Below are 19,658 nucleotides of genomic sequence, written 5' to 3'. Positions count from 1 at the left end.
GTGCGGTGTTTCCCTATCTGAAGATGCCGGGCAGGCTCAGTGCGGAAAGCGAGTCGTCGGACAGCGGGTTGTCGTGGACCATGTAAGTCCACGTCGACGTCGGACGGGCCAACTTGGACAGATCGACCCCCGGCTCGCTCTCGATCGACGGCGACGTCTCGAACGTCTGCTGGGCCGCCTCGATCGCATCGGCGGCCAGTGACGCGAACGCGTCGACCGCCATCCGGTGGAATTCGTCGAGCGGGTTCTGCCGGCCGAGCGCACGGAGGTGAATGCTCTCCCGGATGTCGGCGAGGTAGGCGAGGTGGTCCGCCCAGCCGCGGTCGAGGTGATACAGCATGATCAGCCGGCAGATCTTCGTCAGCTGTTCCTCGGAAAGCTGTTCGGAGAGTTCCTCGTAACGGTCCGGGGCCAGCTCGGCGAGTTCCTCGCGGGCGGTCGCGGTGCTCAGCAGGGTGTTGCGGCGCTCGACGATGATGGCCCGCTGCTGAGCGGTCAGCTGGTTGTAGCGCCAGGTGTTGGCGTGCACGTCGAGCAGGCGGCCCTCGGCGACGCGCTGGGCGTGCTCCAGCAGCCCGGCCACCTTGTTGCTGACGACGCGGCCGTCCTCGTCGGTCTGCACGGGCAGCTTGTTGGGTTCGAGGTTGGCCGCCGCGACGTCGTCTTCCCAACTCGAGAAGAACACCGACGAGCCGGGGTCGCCCTGGCGACCGGCGCGGCCGCGCAACTGGTTGTCGAGTCGCTCGGTGTGGTGGCGGCCGGTGCCGACGACGTGCAGTCCACCGAGTTCGACGACCTTCGCGTGGTCGGTCTCGTCGGAGCCGCCGAGCCGGATGTCGGTCCCGCGACCGGCCATCTGGGTCGACACGGTCACCGCGCCGAGCTTGCCGGCTTCGGCGATCACCGATGCTTCCTCCGCATCGTTCTTCGCGTTGAGCACCACCGCGGGCACACCGCGCCGTTGCAACCGCTCGTGCAGCTCTTCGGACTCGGCGACGTCGTGCGTGCCGACCAGAACGGGCTGGCCGGTCTCGTGCACGTCGATGATGTGCGCGATGATCGCGTCGATCTTCGCCGCGGCGGTGATGTAGACGCGGTCGGTCTCGTCCTCGCGAATGTTCGGCGTATTCGGTGCAATTGGCGACACACCCAGCTTGTAGAACTGGCGCAGCTGTTCGCCCGCGGCCAGCGCGGTGCCGGTCATGCCGCAGACGGTCTCGTAGCGGTTGACCAGCGCCTGCACGGTGATGGTGTCGAGCACCTCGCCGGTCTCGGTGGTCTCGATGCCCTCCTTGGCCTCCACCGCCGCCTGCAGGCCGTCCGGCCAGCGCTGCAGTTGCGCGATGCGGCCGCGCGACGAGTTGATCAGGTGCACGGCGTCGTCGCGGACGATGTAGTGCACGTCGCGGTGCAGCAGCACGTGCGCGTGCAGGGCGACGTTGACCTCGGTGAGCGTGGTGCCGACGTGCTCCTCGGAGTAGAGATCGATTCCGCCGAGCCGCTTTTCGAGCTTGTGGGCGCCCGCATCGGTCAGGTGGACGTTGCGGCTGTCGGCGTCGGTGTCGTAATCCTCGCCGGCCTGCAATTCGCCGACGAGCCGGATGATCTCTACTCGCGGCTGCTCGCGGTGGCTGGTGCCGGCCAGTACCAGCGGCACGAGCGCCTCGTCGACGAGCACCGAGTCGGCCTCGTCGATCAGGGCGACGTCCGGGTTCGGCGAGACGAGATCGTCGACGTCGGTGACCAACTGGTCGCGCAGCACGTCGAAGCCGATCTCGTTGATCGACCCGTAGGTGACGTTGCACTTATAGGCCGCGCGTCGCTCCTCGGGGGTCGACTCGCCGGTCACCCAGCCGACCGTGACACCAAGCGCCTCCAGCAGCGGGCCCATCCACTCGGCGTCCCGGCGGGCCAGGTAGTCGTTGATCGTGACGACGTGGACATGCCGCCCGCCCAGCGCGTAGCCGGCGGCGGCGATCGCACCGGACAGGGTCTTGCCCTCACCGGTCGCCATCTCCACCACGTCGCCGGCCAGCATCCGCAGCGCGCCGAGCAACTGCACGTCGAACGGCCGCAAACCGGTGGCGCGTTCGCCGGCCTCCCGCGCGATGGCCAGGAACTGCGGGACGTCGTCGGCTTCGGCCAGATCGTCGAGGTCCAGCAGGCCCGCGGCCTTGCGCAGCTGCTCGTCGTCGAGTCCCGCCGCCTTGTCGTCGTACTCCGCGGACGCGGTGACCTGGGCCAGCGAGCGGCCCTGGTTCTTCTCGGTGCTGGCGCCGAGCAGCTTCCAGAAGCGGCCGCTCAGGCGGGAGGACGAAGAGCTGGTGGTCTTTGGCACAGGTCAACGGTACTAGCCACCGGTGGCGATGCAGGCCGGGCTACGCCAGATTGGACCGGCGTGGATAGGCGACCTCGCGATCGGTGAGCACATTGACCACCGCGGGCAGGCCGCTGTCGAACGCGCGCTGCAGCGCCGGGCGTAGCTCGGCCGGGGTGGCGACGAGTTCGCCATGCCCGCCGAGCGCGCGAACGACCTCGTCGTAGCGGGTCTCCGGCCGCAGTTCGGCCACCACGGAGTAGCCGTAGAGGGCCACCATCGGGTGATGTTCGAGCCCCCAGATCCCGTTGTTGCCGATCACCGAGACGACGGGAATGTTGTGTCGCACGAGCGTGTCCCACTCCATCCCGCTGAAACCGAAGGCGCCATCGCCCTGCAACAGCACCACCTGACGGTCCGGGCGGGCCAGCTTGGCGGCCAGCGCGTAGCCGGGGCCCGAACCGAGGCACCCGAACGGACCGCTGTCCAGCCACGCTCCCGGCACGTAGCTGTCGATCACGCGGCCGGCGTAGGAACCGAAGTCACCCGCGTCGACGACGACGATCGCGTCGCGGTCGAGCATCGGCGCGAGTTCGGCGTAGACCCGCATCGGGTGCAGCGGGCTGCGATCGTCGGCCAACTCGCCCTGCTCCCGCTCGCGCGCCGCGGTCTCGGTCGCCCGCAGGTCGGCCACCCATTCCTCGTGGCCCGCGGTCTCGGCCCGCGGCGTCTCGCTCAGCACCGTCAGGATGGCCGACAGGTCGCCGTAGAGGCCGGCAGCGATCGGCCGGGGATGCGCGCGTTCCGGTTGCGCGCGGTCGGCCACGATCAGCTGGGTGTCCGGTCCGAAAACGCCACCGAAGCCCAGCCGGAAGTCCATCGGCACCCCAACAACGATGGCAACGTCGGCCTCCCCCAACGCTTTTGAGCGCGCCCGGGAGTAAGCCAGTGGGTGGTCCGCCGGTACTGTGCCGCGGGCCATGCCGTTCATCAGCACCGGAATCCGGCGCTGCTCGGCCAACCGCAGCAGTGCTTGCTCGGCGTGGCCCCACCACACGTTGGTGCCGGCCATGATCACCGGACGCTGCGCGGCCCCCAGCAGGCTGACGGCGCGATCCAGCGCGTCGCCGTCGGGCAGCGCCGGCGCCGGCGTCTCGATCAGGGCACCGGGTAGCCCGGTGTCGGCGGCGACGGAGAAGGCGTGATCCATCGGAAAGTCGATGAACGCTACGCCAGATCGGGCACCGACGGTGGCGCGCAGTGCGTCGTCGATCAGGCCGCTGACGGCATCGGCCGACGGCGCGGTGGCGGCGAATCGGGTCAGCGGCGCGACGAATGGCACGTGGTCGATTTCCTGCAGCGAGCCCATCCCCCAGCGCCCGGCCGGGGCCCGGCCACCCAGCACGAGCAGCGGCGACGAGTTCTGCTGCGCCGCGGCCATGGCGCTCATGCCGTTGGTGACGCCCGGACCGGCGGTGAGAGCGGCGACCCCGGGTTGGCGGGTGACCTTGGACCAGCCTTCGGCCGCAAACGCTGCGGTCTGTTCGTGCCGGGTGTCGACCAGCCGGATCCCCTCGCTGCGGCATCCGTCGTAGATCGAGAACAAGTGACCGCCGGACAGGGTGAAGAGCGTGTCGATCCCGCTGGCCTTCAACCGGCGCGCGATCAGTTGTCCGGCGTGGAAGCTGTTGTCGGCGTCGTTGCCCATGGCCCTACGGTACTTTCGCGGGGAAGCATCCACTGTGACGACGGGCTGGATGCCCTCGTCAGCAAGGAGACGCGATCTTGGAGCCGAAGCCGTTCAAGCCGTCGATCGACTGGTCCACGGCGACCACGGAATCGTTGTGGTGGCTGGCCAAAGGTTGGGTGATCGCCGCGGTCAGCGTGCTGCTGGTGCTCATCCTGCTGCGCTACGTGACCACCTGGGGGCGCCAGTACTGGCGGATCACCGGCGGCTACTTCACCGGGCGGCACGCCGTCCCCACCTGGTTGCAGTTGGCGGTTCTGCTGCTACTGGTCTTGCTCTCGGTGCGCCTGGTGGTGCTGCTCAGCTACCAGAGCAACGACATGTTCAGCTCGTTGCAGACCGCGTTCATGGGGACCGCGTCGGGTAACGCCGCGATCAGGCAGAGCGGTATCGACGGCTTCTATAAGTCGTTGATCCACTTCAGTGTGCTTGCCACGCTGTGGATTTCCCGAGTGATGCTGGACATCTACCTGACGCAGCGATTCATCATCGCTTGGCGGGTGTGGTTGACCGGGTACCTGTCCGACGACTGGCTCAGAGGTCGGGCGTATTACCGAGATCTGTTCATTGACAACACCATCGACAACCCGGATCAGCGAATTCAGCAGGACGTCGACATCTTCACCGCAGGGATGGGCGGGATGACCAACGTTCCGCAGAGCGACACCACCAACACCTTGCTCTTCGGCGCCGTGAAATCGGTCGTGTCGGTGATCTCCTTCGCGGCCATCCTGTGGAATCTGTCTGGCCCACTGAGCATTTCCGGTTTTACGCTGCCACGCGCAATGTTCTGGATCGTCATCCTCTACGTCTCGGTCGCGACGATCGTCGCGTTCTGGCTGGGACGTCCGTTGATCTGGCTGAGCTTCAACAACGAGAAACTCAACGCCGCATTCCGTTACTCGCTGGTCCGGCTTCGGGATTCGGCCGAGGCGGTCGGCTTCTACCGAGGTGAAAGGGTCGAGCGCGCAACATTGTGGAGTCGGTTCACACCGGTTATCGACAATTACCGGCGATACGTCCGCCGGACGGTCGGATTCCTCGGCTGGAACGTGTCGATGTCGCAGGCCATCGTGCCGTTGCCGTGGCTCGTCCAGGCTCCGCGACTGTTCGCCGGTCAGATCGCATTCGGCGACGTCACGCAGACCGCCACGGCATTCGGCGAGATCCACGATTCGCTGTCGTTCTTCCGCAACAACTACGACTCCTTCGCCTCCTTCCGCGCGGCCATCCTCCGTCTGCACGGTCTGGTTGACGCCAATGCCAAGGGCCGCGATCTGCCCGCGGTGCTGACGCGCCCAACCGCGGATGGTTCGGTGGAATTCGACGGCGTCGAGGTGCGCACGCCGGACGGGGATCCGCTCGTCGACGCACTCGACGTGCGCCTGGAATCCGGTCAGTCGCTGGTGATTACGGGACAGTCGGGTGCGGGCAAGACCACGTTGCTGCGCAGCCTCGCCGAGCTGTGGCCGTATGCGTCCGGGACGCTGCGCTGCCCGGACGGCGAGAACGCGACGATGTTCCTGTCCCAGCTGCCGTACGTTCCGCTGGGCGATCTAAGGACGGTGGTCTGCTACCCGAACTCGCCGACCGACATCTCCGACGAGACTCTGCAGAACACGCTCAGCCAGGTCGCGCTCACTCCCCTCGCGGATCGCCTCGACGAGGTGCGCGACTGGGCCAAGGTGCTCTCTCCCGGCGAGCAACAGCGGGTCGCGTTCGCACGCATCCTGCTCACCAAACCCAAGGCCGTCTTCCTCGACGAGAGCACCTCGGCGCTCGACGAAGGTCTGGAGCATGCGCTATATCAGTTGCTGCACAACGAGTTACCGCAGTGCATCGTGGTCAGCGTGAGCCATCGGCCCGCGGTGGAGACGTTCCACCAACGCCATCTCGAACTGCTCGGCGGCGGCCCGTGGCGGCTCGGCGAGGTGGACAAGCAACCCGCGTCGGTCTAGCGCCTACCCGCCCGCGGCCCTGCCGGCCGCGTGCGTTCCGGCGCGGCGCCCGAAGAACGACCCCTCGCCCAGTTGCGTGCCGCTGGCGTAACCCTTGCCGTCCTGGGCGATGTTCGATGCGCACGCGCCGACCGCGTACAGGCCCGGGACGACGCCGCCGTCGCCGCGCTTGACCTCGCCGTCGACGGTGACCGCCAGGCCACCCATCGTGAAACCGGAGTACATCGCCCGCCCGAGTGACAGGTCGAATACGGCCCACGGCCCATTGTCCTGCGGCGCAACATAATCCGGGCGCTTGTGGAAGTCGGGATCTTCGCCGTTGGCGGCGAACTCGTTGTAGCGCTCCAGCGTCGCGGCCACATGACCCGCGGGGATCTCGAGTGCCTCTTCGAGTTCGGCGATCGTCTCGTAACCGTCGAGGAACTTGATCAACGGCATCGCGGGCATCTCGGTGTGCGCCTCGTCGACGATCAGATACGCCGTCTGCTCTGGCTGCTCGAGCACGAAAGCCGATGTGCGCGAATGGTAGGAGTCCTCGGCGACGAATCGCTTGCCGTCTTTGTTGACGATCACACCGGTCAGCAGGATCTCGGGTGGATACGCGGCGGCGGTGATGAATTTCTCGTTCATGTTCTCGGCCACGCCGCCCGCCGAAACACCCATCCGCAGACCGAGACCGTCGTCGTTCGGATTGCCCAAGATGTATGGAGCCACCAGCCCATGGTGTTTGGTGCGGCGCGGCTGACCCAGTTCAGGGGTGTGTTCGGCGACCATGTCGGCGTTCATCGCGAATCCGCCGGTCGCGACGATCACCGACTTCGCTTTGACCGCACCGGTTTCGGTGAAGTGCTTCCACGCGACTCCGACCACGACCCCCTCGGCGTCCAGGACCAGGTTGGTTGCCCCCGTTTCGTACCGGAATTGGACGCCCAGTTCGTCGGCGCGCTTGACCAGCAGATCGATCACCATCGACGCGCCGCCGAGTTCTCCGGGCACGGGAACGGAATGCCCTCGCGGCGACGGGACGGCCTGCTCGCAGAACGGCCAGACCTTCTCATTGCCGGTGTAACTGAGCCCTTCGGTGCCCGGCGGTACCACGACCTTGCCCGGGTAGAAGCTTCGCTCGAACTGAAAACCCAAGTCTTCCAACCAATTGAAGTGCTCGACGCTGCCGCCGCTGTAGGCGCGGATCTTCTCATGGTCAGGATCGCGCGACACCGCGACGAGGTATTTGTACATCTCCTCGGCGGAGTCGGGATGACCTGTCGCTTCCTGAACCGCCGTGCCGCCGCCGAGGTAGAAGTGACCCCCGGCCATCGCGCTGGTGCCACCCGCGGCGGCGGCCCGTTCCAGCACCAGGACCCGTGCGCCTTCGGCGGCAGCGCTGACCGCCGCGCACCCGCCCGCGATGCCGAAGCCGAGCACTACGACGTCCGCCTCGTCCGACCACGACGGGATGTCATCGACGCTCAATGTTGCCGGGATGTCGGTAGAACTCACTGCTGCTCCTGCTTGATGTAGTCGAAGAACTGCCGCATCTCGGGTGAGAAGTGCGCGATCTCGATGAACGGAACGCCGGAATTCGGCGCGGACAGGTAGGCGAAGCGCAGACCCCCGGGCATCACGCCCTGCTGTGGCACCGAGGCCCCCTGCTGCTCCGCCGAGGCGAGGGCGGCATCGAATTCCTCCGGAGAGTCAGCCTCGACGCAGATGTGGTGTAAGCCCGGGCCAGAGTTGTCCAAAAGGTCACTATAGATATTAGGCCCGCGGACCGGTTCGATGAGTTCGAGTTGCATTTCGCCGAGGTAGCTCAGTGAGATGTTGGCGACGAAATCGGCCGGGGCACCAAGGTAGCTACAGGCGTCCGGCGCGAAGTGGATGTCGGGCAGACGCACCCACTTCCTGACGCCTAATAGCCCGGTGAGAGCCGTTTCGGTGGCATCCAGGTCGCGCGTCACCCATGCGGTTTGGACCGGTGATCCGAAGCGGAGACTCATCGCCTCGCAGGATAACCCAGCCCCTTGCCCGGCCGGAACTGTTGCCGGGATCGGCGATGTCCGCCGTCGAAAAAGGCCCGGTGAACATGTTCTAATTCGGCGCCGAAACCCCGAAAGCCGGCTGGGTGAGCACCCCGACCAATAGCCGCACCTGAGCGTCGAACACCGCGTGGGTGTCGCTCAACGTGTCGGCGCCGTACTGACCGAACACCTCGAGGCTGATCGCGCCGACCACGGCGGCCCACGTCGCAAAGCACTTGGCGATGACCGTGTCGTCGCCGGCAAATCCGAATTCCTGACGGAGTCGCTCGAAGTCATCGGACATCGGTTGCGGCGCAGAATGATTCGTCAACTTGATGTCTCCGGTCGCTATGCCGGCCGCCACGGCGTCGAACAGCGCGCCGATCACCCGGGTCCCGGGCTCGACCGTCCGCTCAGCCGGAGCGTGATAGCCGGGCACCGGACTGCCGTACAGCAGCGCCCAACTGGCCGGGTGTGTCACGGCCCAGTCCCGCACCGCGTGGGCGATCGCAACGACGTCCTCGGTCCACGCGTCGTCGGACACCGCGTCGCGGGCGCGATCCACCACGTCGGCAAGCTCGGAGTACGCGTCGATCAGCAGCAACGTCAGCAACTCGTCGCGGCTGGCGACGTAGCGGTACACCGCGGACGACACCATGCCGAGGTCGCGGGCGATTGCGCGCAGCGACAGCCCGGCCGCGCCGTGCTCCACCAGGTGGCGCCGACCGAGCTCGATGATCTGCGCCTCGGTGCGTTCGCGCGCATCGCGCCGATTCGCCATCTGGCAAGTGTGACACAACAGAGAACGGTGCTCTTGTTTTTCCTGAGCCGGTGTGTCATTCTTCCAGCAAAGAGAGCAGTGCTCTCAGTAACCGAACATAGGAGCGCTCGTGGCGACGAGATACGACGAACCCAGCGGTGTCGCGAAGAAGGCGAACACCTTGATCCGATGGCTGGCCGAAGCCGGCATCAGCATCGCGGGCACCCGCGCGCTACGCGTGCGCGGACGCGCGAGCGGTCGCGTCCGTAGCGTGGTCGTCAACGTCTTGACCATCGGTGATGCCGAGTACCTCGTGTCGCCGCGCGGCAACACCCAGTGGGCCCGCAACGTCCGCACAGCGGGCGCGGTCGATGTCGGACCGGTGTGGCGTCGCCGCAGTCTGCGCGCGACAGAGCTGGCGGACGGCGCCAAGGCGGAGGTGCTGAAGCGTTACCTGGAGCGGTGGTACTGGGAGGTCAAGGGCCACATCGCCGGGCTGACACCGGATTCCGGCGCCGACGAGCTGCGCGCCGCCGCGCCGTCGATCCCGGTTTTTGTGCTGACGCGCTAGATGGCCGGCCCGCCGACGCCTACGTCCTGACGGATCTGCTGGGTGGTCGACTGCCACGACACCGCCGCCGGCAGGTTGCCCCAAACGCTGTTGAAGATGCCGACGATGCGGGCGGGTCCGGGTCCGTTGGTGAGGTAGACCGGTCCGCCGGAGTCACCCTGCTGGCTGACGGTGCCGTGGCTCATCGTGAACCAGCCGTTGTTGACGGCCTCCACCGTTCCGCAGCTCTCGCCGGTGACGACGCCGAAGTGACAGATCGGTTCGCCGGGCGTGACGACCAGTCCCGGGTCGGACTGCAGCAAGCGCCCACCGGGCAGGATGTTGTTGATCGTCACGTCGGGGGCCAACACGATCGATTCGTAGTCCGAGATCTCCTGGTCGGTATGGACCACCGTCCCGTTGGGTGTGTTGTCCCGGAATGTTGCGACGTTGCCGATCACCTTGTTGTCCCGGTCCATAACCGGGCCGTCGCTGTGGCAGTGCCCGGCGCTGAACGCCACCCGCAGCGCGGGATCGACGTAGCCCAGAGTGCACAGGTGAGGACCCTGGTGGATCTCCATTCCGGGGAATACGGGCACCGGATCAGCGTGGGCGGGCGCGGGAACGCAGAATGCCGCGACCGCAGCCGCGAGAGTTACGCCGAATGCGCGAATTGCCGAACCCCCCACCCACGACTCCGATCCGTGAACACCGGCTCCCCACCGGCAGGCTTTTAGATTACCTAGCAAATCCTAAGCCGAGAGCGGATCTGACGAGAGCGCGCCGGCCGGATTCGCGGCCGACGCGCTCCCCTCGCGATCAAGGAATGGTCAGAACCTGGCCCGGTTGAATCAGGTCCGGGTTCGAGATGCCGCTGGCGTCGGCGATGATCTGGTACTTGTTGCCGTCGCCGTAGAACTGCTCGGCGATGGCCCACAACGTGTCACCCGACTCGACGGTGTAAGTCCGCGGGGCGGCGGGCTCCGGCTCGGCGTGCGCGGCTTCCTCGGCGTGGTGTTCTTCCTCGGCGGCTGCCGGTGCGGCCGCTTCGGGCTCGGCCGGCGGAGGAGCGTCGGTCTCGGTCTTGGTCGACCACGCGGCGCCGTCTGCGGAGTAGAGCACGAGGTTGCGGTCGTCCTGCAGGACCAGGCGGACGTTCTTTTTGCCCTTGGTGTCGGTGTGCCACACCGGCTTGTCGCCCGTGTAGAGAACGAAGTTGCCGTCGCTCTGCACCTCGGCGCGCACGACGTCTTCGCCGTTGGTGCCCGACGACCAGATCGCGTGACCGCGTGATGCCAGGACCAGGTTTCCGTCATCCTGCAGTGTCAGGGTGTAGGCCCCGTTGCTCGATGTCAGCGATTCACCTTTGACGAGCTTTTGCCCCTCGGTGAGAGTGTCTCCCACAGCAATTCCCTTCTCGTGGTCGCGGCAGGCGGATACCGGCCTCGCCGTCGAACTTACTGATCTTGGCTAAGCCGTGGGGGCTTTCGGCTCGCCGAAATAAAAACGCCGGGTGAACAAGGACTCACTGCCGCTGAGCGGATGGTCAGCGCGAGGGAGTCAGCGGAGCAGCGCTGCGCAGCACCCCGGCCGGCTGCCATCCAGGCGGCCCGAACACATACCCGAGGCGGTCGCGGAAACGCCTCGCAGAACGGAAATCCCTTGCGATAGAGAGGTATTCATGGGTCTGCAGTTTCCAGACGTTGAACGTGTCGACCTGTTTGGTCAGGCCGTAGTGCGGCCGGAAGGTCTCCTGCCGGAAGGTGCCGAACAGCCGGTCCCAGACGATGAATATTCCGCCGTAGTTCTTGTCGAGGTATTCGGCGTCCATCCCGTGGTGCACCCGGTGGTGCGAGGGTGTGTTGAAGACGAATTCGAAAGGCGCCCACATGCGCCCAATTCGTTCGGTGTGCACCCAGAACTGGTAGATCAGATTCAGCGAGAAACTGCAGAACACCACCCAAGGCGGAATTCCCAAGAGCGGCAACGGGATCCACATCAGGATCTCGCCGCTGTTGTTCCACTTCTGCCGCAGCGCGGTGGCAAAGTTGAAGAACTGGCTCGAGTGATGCGCCTGATGGGTCGCCCACATCAGCCGAATGCGGTGCGCGCTGCGGTGATAGCAGTAATAAAGGAGGTCGACGCCGAGGATCGCGATCACCCACGTGTACCACCGCGTCGCGGCCAAGTGCCACGGCGCGACGTAGGCATAAATCGCGGCGTACCCCAGCAGCGCGAGGAACTTCCAGCCCGCCGTCGTGGCGACCGAGATGAGACCCATCCGGATGCTGGCCCACGAGTCGGCGGTCAGATACGCGCCCGCTCCCGGACGGTCGGTGGGCATCGATGCTTGCCGCTCGATGCGCTCGAGTTTGCGTGCCGCCGTCCATTCCAGGATCAGCAGGCCGAGAAAGAACGGGATCGCGAACAACACCGGATCCCGCATCTGCTCTGGCAGCACGGAGAGGAAGCCGGAGATCGCAGTCACGTCACACACCCTACGACGACGGGCTAATGCGCCGGCGGCATGCGGTCATCCTGGTCACCCGCATACCAATGCACCGCCTGCACGCCCTCCTGCAGGGACAACTCGGCGACGAGCTGCTCCAGCCGGGACGGCGCGTGGCCGTCGCTGAGCAAATAGGCGGTCAGCGTGACGCTGTCGTCGCTGTTGCGGCCGGTGTAGATGCCACGCAGCAGCAGACGATCCCCGCCGAATCCGGTGCGCTGCACGATCTGCGCGCGCGCGTACTTCTCGGACTTGGGCCGGCAGATCAGCTGCAGCTGGTACGGCTGATCGTCCTCGTCCTCCTCGACCACGTTGTCGCGGTCGATCAGGTGCCCCACCGGGCGTCCCAGCAGATGAATCAACACGATGGTGCCGGTCGCGATCAGCGCGAACACCAGGTATCCCCCGGCCGCGAGCACCCCCACCGCGGCCGAGCACCAGAGCGTGGCCGCGGTGTTGAGGCCGCGGACGTTGAACCCCTCACGCAGGATCACCCCACCACCGAGAAAACCGACTCCGGAGACCACATAGGAGGCCACCCGGGTGGGACTGCTGTCGTTGGTCGCGACGGCGTACAGCACGAACAACGTCGCGCCCGTCGCCACCAGGGCGTTGGTGCGCAGGCCGGCCCGCCGGGCCTGCCACTGCCGCTCGATGCCGATCAGGGCGCCGCAGCCGAGGCCCACGGCCAGCCGCAGCGTGAATTCCGCGATTGTCAGCGTGTGCATGACGCGGCTCTCCTTTCCCGGGCGAGGTGCCTATCAGTGTGGACGACGCCACGCCCGATCGGCGCTCACCGCTCGAAATACAGTGTGCGGCTTAGCCGACCGCAGCCCACGAGGGGACCATCGGCGGCCGGGCCAGGAACCGGGTGTCCATGATGCCGCCGGTCGCCCCGGCGCGGGCGCCGACCCCGGCACCCGTCGGGGCCACGCCGGGTACACCGGCCGCGACCTCGGCCGGTGCGGCCAACGGCGTGCTGCCCAGCGCCGATCCGGCCGACGGCATCGCCGCGGGCGGCGCCGAGGTCCAGCCGGGCGGCACCGACAGCTGGCCGATGGACGCGGCCTGACCGACGCCCGCCGACATCGAGGGTGCGGCCGCGCCGAGGCCGGTCACGCCCGAGATTGCCGGCGTGCCAGAGCCCAGGCCCGCGGCCATCCCGCCCAACGGTGAAAGTTGGCTCAGGCCCTCGCTTCCCGCCATCGTGCCGGGTCCGAGGAAGCTGGCGCTGGTGACGATTTGCGCCGCCTGCAGCGGGTTGATCGCTCCGGTCGAGGTGATCGTGTTCCAGACGTTGGCGTTGGGCCCCCACGCGTTCCAGAAACCGTCGAGCTGCGAGTTGCCCGACGAGCCACCACTGAGCAGGCCCTCGAGCTCGCCCAGCATCGAGGTCGACGACGTCGCCGGCGACGACATTCCCTGCAGCGTGCCGGGAACCGACGAGGTCAGCTGCGACAACGCGGCCTGCGCGCTGCTGCCGGTGGCCTGAGTCGTCGCGGCCGCCTGACCTGCGAGCGCGCCGGGGGCGGTGGTCTGCGGCGCGGTCGCGAACGCCGGCACCTTGGTGGCCGACGACGACTGTGCGGCGTAGCCGTACATCGCCGCGGCGTCCTGCGCCCACATCTGGCCGTAGTGCGCCTCGGTCGCCGCGATGGCGGGACCGTTCTGGCCCAGCACATTCGTGGCGACCAACGCCGCGAGCTGAGCCCGATTGGCCGCGATCACCGGCGGCGGCACGGTCATCCCGTAGGCGGCCTCGTACGCCGCTGCCGCGGCCGTCGCCTGGCCGGCGGTCTGCTCGGCCTGCGCCGCCGTCGTGTGCATCCACGCCGTGTACGGCGCGGCGGCGCCTGCCATCGCGGTCGACGCCGGGCCCTGCCAGCCCTCGCCGGTCAGGTTCGCGACGATCGCACTGTAATTGGCTGCCTGCGAACGCAGTTCGGACGCCAGCCCGTTCCACGTGGACGCGGCGGCCAGCATCGACGCCGACCCGGGGCCGGCGTACATCTTGGCGGAGTTGACATCTGGTGGGAACGCGCCGAAGTCGAGTGCTGCAGTCATGGTGGCGCTCCTGTCAGATCGCTGAACTTGCGTTCGCGGCTTCGGTGGCGGCGTAGGACGCGGCGCTGGCGCCGAGGACGTCGACGAAAGAGTCGTGCACCGCGACCGCCTGTGCGGCCACCGCCTGATACAGCGCTGCCTGCGAGACGAATTGTGCTGCGGCCAGGGCGGATATCTCATCGGCTGCCGCGGGGACCACCGCAGACGTCGGGGCCATCGCCGCGGCATTCTGTGCCGCCAGTTCTGAGCCGACAACGGCCAACCGGGCGGCCGCCGCGGCGAGCAGTTCGGGTTGCGTCGTCACAAAAGTCATCGGGTACTCCTTTGCGCGGGCATGCGGAAACGGCCGCTGTGCCAGGGCACGACAAGTGGGCACGCGCGGCAAAGATCAAGCGCGCGTGGCTGATTGAAGCGGCGTCAGCCGAGTCAGTGGATGTTGTGGACGCCGAGGCCGGACCTGGACGAAACGGTCACCGGTCTCGGATACGGACTATCGCTGGGACTCACTTCGCCTCACCTCCTCGCGGCCAGGGCACGCGGGGGTGCCGACACGGTGCACGCGGGACGTAGCGAATCCGGCCTGATCAGGCCGGTCGCTGCACCCCTCTCGACAGAGCTTTGGCACTGCACGGCGTATCCGGTGGACCCGGAAGCCACTTGGGCTCAACCCTTAAGCCGGGAGGAGCTGTCCTGACCCTGGGCGTCTTTCGACATTTGAGGTCAGTGGCCTGTATCCGTGCAGACGCCTCACCTAGCGAGGTGCTTGCTCCGGTCATAGTTCCACCACGATCGTCGCGAGTCAACTCACCCCTGGGTGAACTCACATGTGCGGCGAGCCGAAGTCTCTGGATTGCCGAGACGCAGCTCTGTTTCTGGCGCAACATCTTTGGCGCAATATACCCCAAAGATGTTGCGGCTCAGTGACTTCAGTCGCTCTTCTTCTCGGCCACCGCCGCGCTGAGTCCCTCGGCGAGGTCGTCGCGGGTCAGCTCCTTGAACCGGCGCAGCTGGTCGTCGCTGAATTCGTCGAAGTCACTGGCCAGCACCGCGTCGAGGTCTTCGTCGTCGAGCCGGAAGCTGCGGTGATCGCGGGCCTTCTCCACCACATTGCGCACGAAGCCGGCGTTGCCGAGCGTGTCGATGCCGCGGATCAAGTCGCCGTCCGAGGAGAGTGTCTCGTCCTCGTAGAACCGGGTGTAGGACGGCAGCAGTCCCTCGACCGCGTCGTCGGTGATGATGTCCTCGTTCTCCCGGCCCATCAGCTGAGTCAGCGCGACAAGCTCTTTCGGGTTGTAGCTGAAGAACTCGATGACGGTGGAGAACCGGCGTCGCAGACCTTGGTTGACCTCGAGCATCTTGTCCATCGCCTTGGCGTACCCCGCCCCGAAGACCACCAGTTCGTCGCGGTGGTTCTCCATGTACAGCAGCAAGGTGTTGATGATCGCGTTTCCGTAGGCGTCACCGGTGGAGTAACCGCTCTCGTGCAGGTTGTGCATCTCGTCGAAGAACACCGCCCCGCCGCGCGCTTCCTCGAGCATTTCTTCGGTGTTCTTCTCCGCGTCGGCCATGTAGCGGCCCAACAACTTTGCGCGGCTGGTCTCCACCACCAACGGTTTACGCAATACGGTCAGCCCGCACAGTTGCTTCGAAAAGGCCCGTGCCACAGAGGTTTTGCCGGTTCCAGGAGGTCCGAGCAGTAGTGTGTGCCGCGACGTCACCGGCACCGGCAGGCCCATTTTCGCGCGGGCCAGGTTCACCTTGGTTGTCGACTTGATCAGTTTGATTTCCCGCTTGGCGGCGTCCATGCCGAGCATGGCGTTGAGCTCGGAGTCGCCCTCGTCGAGGTACTTCTTGGCCATCTCGGCGTGCTTGGCGGCCTCGGCCTGCTCGCGGGTGGGCGCGCTGTCCGCATCCCACGGATCTGTGCGTGCCTCAATGGTTTCCGGGTCCGTCAAGACCAAGCGGTAGTTCGGGTTGTCCAGCGCCTCACGGGCCGGTGTGAACTTCGCATCGCGCGAGTACACCCGGCGCAGGGCCTCGACGGCCTCCTCTTCCCGGCCGAGATGCCGGAAGCACATGCCCTGGGTGTACATCGCGACGTTGGCCGCGCTGGGCACCCGGTCCCCCTCGATCGCCTCCTGGGCGCGCCTGGTCGCCTCCTCGAAGACGCCCAGCGATGCCAACGCGGTGGTGGCCATCGCGGCCCCGGCCGCTTTCAGCTCGGGGTGCCGCCAACCGGCCCCGGGCGGGAACTGCGCGAGCACGTCGGGCCAGCGGCCGGTGCGGAAATGCAGCAGGCCCCGCACATACTTGACCAGTTCCTCATCGGAGGCGTGTCGCGGCGTTATCGAATCCAACAGTTCGGCCGCATCGGTGTATCGCTTGGCCTCGGTGAGCGCGGCCGCGTAGGCCGCGGCAAGCGACTCCACGCTGGTCACAGCGAGCTTCAGGAACATCCCGTCGGACACCTCGGGCCGGAACTCGAGCTCCGTCAGACCGAGCCGGCGGATCTCCCAGCCGAACGTCTTCACCGACTGCCACGCGCCGGTCAGTACCTCGATGGTCTGGTCGCCGGCCAGCACGCGGGCCAGCCAGGCGTCGCACATCTCCGGGTCGAGGCTGGTGGCCGTCGTGAACATCCGCAGTGCCACTTGCGGATTGTGGCTGGGCTGAAGCCCATTGACCGATATTCCGGACGCCAGCAGCCCCGCGACCATCGCGTTGCGGGAATCCGGCGCGTTGGTCTGCGGTCGCGTCATCCCTTTATCGTAAGGCTTCGAAACCGCTCGCCTGCTGCCCAGCCACTGCGCCCACCGGAACCAGGATGTCCTCGGTGTGGCCCAGCGTGCGGCTCGGCATCGGGAGCGGGCGACGAGACGTGGGAGCCGGGAGGCTGGCCGCCACCGCGCCGAGCTGACGCCCGGTCAGGCGGTTCAGACCGCTGAAGGCCTCTTTCCGCAGGCGCTTGTCGCTGTGGTACCGAACCCACACCGACACGTCGGCCTCGTGACCCTCGGCGATAATGCGGATCGTCATGACCGTGGTGTCGGCGTCGGTGAGCCACAGCTCCTCGAGCGTCTCGCTGGTGATGTCGCCGGGCGACACCCAGAAGCTGGTCACGTAGCCGTCCGGGGTCTTCAGGTAGCGCCAGAACGGCCGGACGTGCGCCGGCTGCAGACCGGCCAGCACGGCGTCGTCCACGTCGACGATCTCGTCGGCGGTCAGCGGGCGCGCGACGCAGCTGCGTCCGTCGAGATCGTTGGCCAGCCGCTCGGTTGCGGCGGCCAGGGTGCAAGCCACCGAATCGCGGGCCGCGACGGCGCTGACGTTGTGCTGCGGGTCCATCCGAAGCACCAGCCAGGTGTTGCGCTCCTCGATCGGACGGCGGTCGCCGCCGAAGTCGTCGCGCGCGGCCGCCTGCACGCCCTTGCTGGCGGTGCGGGCGCCAACGGAGATCACGTCGACGCTGTCGAGGCGAACATCGAACTGCCGCAACGACGTAACGACTGCTTCCAGCGGGATGGTGGTCGCCAGCCCATCGCGGTGACGGTGCCGGCCCTGCTCGCCCGCGCCGTCGACTGCGATCACCGCGATCAGCTTGCCGTCGTGCTCACGGATGCCGACGGTGTCGCGGCTGAACTGCCGGCGGTGGTCGATGGCCGGTGTGCAACCGACCGTCAGCGCCTCCGGGTCGGCGTACCAGTTGCGCACCCGGGCGATCGGGGCCGACGACACCGGCACTCCCCCGTTGGTCAGCAAGGCGACGACGGTCAGGATGACCGCCAGACCGACGCCGATCCACAGCGTCAGGTTGCGATCGGCCTGCCAGGAGTCCGGCAGATGGCTCGCAATCACCAGCAGCGCAACGTCAATCAGGAACACGGTGGTGACTCGCGCCCACGAGAGGGACAGCCCGTACTCGCGTTGTGCCTTCATTCCTGTCTCCCTGTTGTTTTCCTCATCAAAACGGCTCCACCGAAGATGAGGCCGGCCAGCAGCAACGCACCACCGAAGCCACCCGCAGCGACCCACACCGGCACCATGTTGCGCGGCGGGGCGGCGGGCGGCAGCTTGAGCGGTTTCGCCGTATCCTTCGGCAGGACAGAGCCTTCCGGCACATCCCAGGTCAGCGCGGCAACCGGATCCACGATCCCGTGGCCGATCTGGTTGTCGACGCCGCGGGCGGGGGCGCGCGCCGTCCGAATCAGGCGGTCGATGATCTGATGCGCCGACAGGTTCGGGTATTTCGCCCGCACCAACGCGGCCACACCGGACACGATCGCGGTCGAGAAGCTGGTCCCGGACGGCACCAGCAGCGTGTTGTCCGGACCGTCAATCGCGTTGATCAGGCTGTCATCTCGCGGCGACAGGCCGACCACGTCGGTGCCGGGCGCGGCGATGCCTACCCAGGGCCCCGCGACGCTCAGTTTGTCCATCGGCGTGCCGGAGGCATCCACCGCGCCGACGGTCAGGACGTAGTCGCTGAACCAGGACGGGGTGACCACTGTAGTCACTCCATTCCAGTCACGAGAGTCGTTGGGGTGCAACGGATCCACCAGGGGATTCTCTTTGCAGTCGCGCTGGCTGGTGTCACCCGCGGCCGCAACGATGACCGCGTCCTTGTCGACCGCTGCGTAGCGGACGGCCGCGCCGAGGTCGGGTTGGTCGATCATGCTGCGGGCGCTCATACACAGCACCTGCGAGATGTTGATCACCTGGGCGCCCATGTTCGCGGCGTGCACGATGGCCCGCGCCATCGTCCGGATGTTGTCCGACTTCTGCCGAGTCTGCGGATCCTGGTCGCCGGTGTAGGCGTCCTTGAGCCCAAAAGCCTGGCTGGACTGGCGAATTGAGATCAGATCGACGTCGGGGGCGATGCCGCTGTAGGCGTCGCTCGGCGCCGGTGGTGGCGGCGGATCCAACGGCGGCTGCGGCGCGGCCGGCCGCGGATAATCCACCGAGACGATCTGGCCGTGTCCGCCACGGGGATTGTGCGGCAGCACCGTCTTGCCCTGATCGTGGCTGGACGCTCCAGCCGCCTTATTGCCCGGCGGGCACCACGGACATGCCGGGGCATCCTCTTGCGCGGGCGGCGCCGGGACCAACGTAATGGTCTGCGGCGGCGGCGGGGCGACGCTGATCGTTTGCGGCGGCGGCGCCTGCGGCGGTGGTTCCCTGGTGGGCACCGGCGGTGGGCGCCGGGGTCCGGGTGCTTCCGCAGGGCCGTTGCTCCCGGGGGACGCGGCAATCATCGACGCCACGAGCGTGCCGTGGGCGTCGCAGTCAGATAGCCCGTCGCCGGCGGTCACATAGTCGCCCCCCGGAATCAGGTGGGGTAACCGCGGATGCGGGGTGACGCCGGTGTCGATGACGGCAACCCGCACGCCGCCACCACGCCCGAACTTCCACGCCTCGGGCAGGTTGAGCATGTCCATGTACTTGGGCTGGACACGAAAGTCGGTGCCCGGCAACACCCCAACCTCGGTGCAGTACGAGTTCTGCTTCGTCGGCTGCTGCGGCCCAGGCGGGCTGTCCGGCGGCGTCGCCGCCGGATCGATGCCCGGGGGGTTGATGGCGTAGGCCGGTGAGCCCGACAGGGCTACCGAGGCCACGATCAGTGTGGTGGCGGAGACTGCGGCCACACGAAGCGGCCGCAGTCGGTGCCGACCCGCTGCGCCCCGCTTCGCCGCGCTTGCGATCGCCAGTCCCTTACCGTGCCGACCCGCTGCGCCCGG

General features: G+C 67.2%; 16 protein-coding genes and 1 riboswitch. Of the genes, 2 read left to right on the top strand and 14 right to left on the bottom strand.

What is annotated here, in order from left to right; translation table 11 throughout:
• Window positions 1–13 precede the first annotated feature (13 nt).
• Together secA2 and PT015_RS05635 are read right to left on the bottom strand one after the other, a co-directional pair.
• Window positions 14–2,338 (bottom strand): accessory Sec system translocase SecA2, encoded by a 2,325-nt coding sequence (gene secA2, locus PT015_RS05640; RefSeq protein WP_285189446.1) that lies wholly within the window; start codon window positions 2,336–2,338, stop codon window positions 14–16.
• A 40-nt stretch (window positions 2,339–2,378) separates the two neighbouring features.
• Window positions 2,379–4,025: an acetolactate synthase gene (locus tag PT015_RS05635; RefSeq protein ID WP_285189444.1), complete on the bottom strand. Its 1,647-nt coding sequence runs from the start codon at window positions 4,023–4,025 to the stop codon at window positions 2,379–2,381.
• 77 nt (window positions 4,026–4,102) lie between these two features.
• Between PT015_RS05635 and PT015_RS05630 the strand changes: the two genes are divergently transcribed.
• Window positions 4,103–6,022, top strand: a complete 1,920-nt coding sequence (locus PT015_RS05630; RefSeq protein WP_285189441.1) for an ABC transporter ATP-binding protein/permease — start codon at window positions 4,103–4,105, stop codon at window positions 6,020–6,022.
• Between the two features lie 3 nt (window positions 6,023–6,025).
• Here the strand turns inward: PT015_RS05630 and PT015_RS05625 are convergent, their stop codons facing one another.
• From PT015_RS05625 to PT015_RS05615, 3 genes are all read right to left on the bottom strand, one after another.
• Window positions 6,026–7,522 (bottom strand): FAD-binding protein, encoded by a 1,497-nt coding sequence (locus PT015_RS05625; RefSeq protein WP_285189438.1) that lies wholly within the window; start codon window positions 7,520–7,522, stop codon window positions 6,026–6,028.
• Complete coding sequence (locus tag PT015_RS05620; protein ID WP_285189435.1) at window positions 7,519–8,019, bottom strand: VOC family protein; 501 nt, start codon at window positions 8,017–8,019, stop codon at window positions 7,519–7,521. The genes PT015_RS05625 and PT015_RS05620 overlap by 4 nt, the downstream gene beginning before the upstream one ends.
• Window positions 8,020–8,110: 91 nt before the next feature.
• The gene (locus PT015_RS05615) at window positions 8,111–8,821 is read right to left on the bottom strand and encodes a TetR/AcrR family transcriptional regulator (protein WP_285189434.1); all 711 of its coding nucleotides are present in this window, start codon (window positions 8,819–8,821) and stop codon (window positions 8,111–8,113) included.
• 109 nt (window positions 8,822–8,930) lie between these two features.
• Here PT015_RS05615 and PT015_RS05610 point away from each other — a divergent pair, with 109 nt between their 5' ends.
• Window positions 8,931–9,371 (top strand): PNPOx family protein, encoded by a 441-nt coding sequence (locus PT015_RS05610; RefSeq protein WP_285189432.1) that lies wholly within the window; start codon window positions 8,931–8,933, stop codon window positions 9,369–9,371.
• Here the strand turns inward: PT015_RS05610 and PT015_RS05605 are convergent.
• The 9 genes from PT015_RS05605 to mycP form a co-directional block, all read right to left on the bottom strand.
• On the bottom strand, window positions 9,368–10,039 hold the full coding sequence (locus tag PT015_RS05605; protein WP_449247898.1) for an Rv1815 family serine proteinase: 672 nt from the start codon (window positions 10,037–10,039) through the stop codon (window positions 9,368–9,370). The two genes, PT015_RS05610 and PT015_RS05605, sit on opposite strands and share 4 nt — an antisense overlap.
• A gap of 130 nt (window positions 10,040–10,169) precedes the next feature.
• Window positions 10,170–10,754 (bottom strand): LysM peptidoglycan-binding domain-containing protein, encoded by a 585-nt coding sequence (locus PT015_RS05600; RefSeq protein ID WP_285189430.1) that lies wholly within the window; start codon window positions 10,752–10,754, stop codon window positions 10,170–10,172.
• Between the two features lie 142 nt (window positions 10,755–10,896).
• Window positions 10,897–11,838, bottom strand: a complete 942-nt coding sequence (locus PT015_RS05595; RefSeq protein ID WP_285189428.1) for a sterol desaturase family protein — start codon at window positions 11,836–11,838, stop codon at window positions 10,897–10,899.
• 23 nt (window positions 11,839–11,861) lie between these two features.
• Window positions 11,862–12,587: an MgtC/SapB family protein gene (locus PT015_RS05590; RefSeq protein WP_285189426.1), complete on the bottom strand. Its 726-nt coding sequence runs from the start codon at window positions 12,585–12,587 to the stop codon at window positions 11,862–11,864.
• A 91-nt stretch (window positions 12,588–12,678) separates the two neighbouring features.
• Window positions 12,679–13,923 (bottom strand): PPE family protein, encoded by a 1,245-nt coding sequence (locus PT015_RS05585; RefSeq protein ID WP_285189425.1) that lies wholly within the window; start codon window positions 13,921–13,923, stop codon window positions 12,679–12,681.
• A 13-nt stretch (window positions 13,924–13,936) separates the two neighbouring features.
• Window positions 13,937–14,236 (bottom strand): PE family protein, encoded by a 300-nt coding sequence (locus PT015_RS05580; protein ID WP_285189423.1) that lies wholly within the window; start codon window positions 14,234–14,236, stop codon window positions 13,937–13,939.
• Window positions 14,237–14,518: 282 nt separating this feature from the next.
• Window positions 14,519–14,689, bottom strand: a riboswitch (M-box (ykoK) riboswitch).
• Window positions 14,690–14,849: 160 nt separating this feature from the next.
• A complete protein-coding gene (gene eccA, locus PT015_RS05575; RefSeq protein WP_285189421.1) occupies window positions 14,850–16,682 on the bottom strand; it encodes a type VII secretion AAA-ATPase EccA in 1,833 nt (610 codons plus the stop codon).
• 4 nt (window positions 16,683–16,686) lie between these two features.
• Window positions 16,687–17,859 (bottom strand): type VII secretion protein EccE, encoded by a 1,173-nt coding sequence (eccE, locus tag PT015_RS05570; RefSeq protein WP_285189420.1) that lies wholly within the window; start codon window positions 17,857–17,859, stop codon window positions 16,687–16,689.
• Window positions 17,856–19,580 carry a type VII secretion-associated serine protease mycosin gene (mycP, locus tag PT015_RS05565; protein WP_390887997.1) on the bottom strand — a complete coding sequence of 575 codons (1,725 nt, stop codon included), beginning with the start codon at window positions 19,578–19,580 and terminating at the stop codon, window positions 17,856–17,858. Before mycP ends, eccE begins: the two co-directional genes overlap by 4 nt.
• Between the last annotated feature and the right edge of the window lie 78 nt (window positions 19,581–19,658).

The organism is Candidatus Mycobacterium wuenschmannii (genome assembly GCF_030252325.1).
In the GTDB taxonomy this organism is placed as follows: Bacteria; Actinomycetota; Actinomycetes; order Mycobacteriales; family Mycobacteriaceae; genus Mycobacterium; species Mycobacterium wuenschmannii.
The sequence above is the reverse complement of the archived record's forward strand: the minus strand, read 5'-3'. Positions and strand labels throughout refer to the sequence as shown.

Excerpts from the sequence above, each read along its gene's own strand:
- PT015_RS05620 (WP_285189435.1), bottom strand. The coding sequence starts at position 8,019 with ATGAGTCTCCGCTTCGGATCACCGGTCCAAACCGCATGGGTGACGCGC.
- eccA (WP_285189421.1), bottom strand. The coding sequence starts at position 16,682 with ATGACGCGACCGCAGACCAACGCGCCGGATTCCCGCAACGCGATGGTC.
- PT015_RS05585 (WP_285189425.1), bottom strand. The coding sequence starts at position 13,923 with ATGACTGCAGCACTCGACTTCGGCGCGTTCCCACCAGATGTCAACTCC.
- eccE (WP_285189420.1), bottom strand. The coding sequence starts at position 17,859 with ATGAAGGCACAACGCGAGTACGGGCTGTCCCTCTCGTGGGCGCGAGTC.
- PT015_RS05615 (WP_285189434.1), bottom strand. The coding sequence starts at position 8,821 with ATGGCGAATCGGCGCGATGCGCGCGAACGCACCGAGGCGCAGATCATC.
- PT015_RS05580 (WP_285189423.1), bottom strand. The coding sequence starts at position 14,236 with ATGACTTTTGTGACGACGCAACCCGAACTGCTCGCCGCGGCGGCCGCC.
- PT015_RS05590 (WP_285189426.1), bottom strand. The coding sequence starts at position 12,587 with ATGCACACGCTGACAATCGCGGAATTCACGCTGCGGCTGGCCGTGGGC.
- PT015_RS05635 (WP_285189444.1), bottom strand. The coding sequence starts at position 4,025 with ATGGGCAACGACGCCGACAACAGCTTCCACGCCGGACAACTGATCGCG.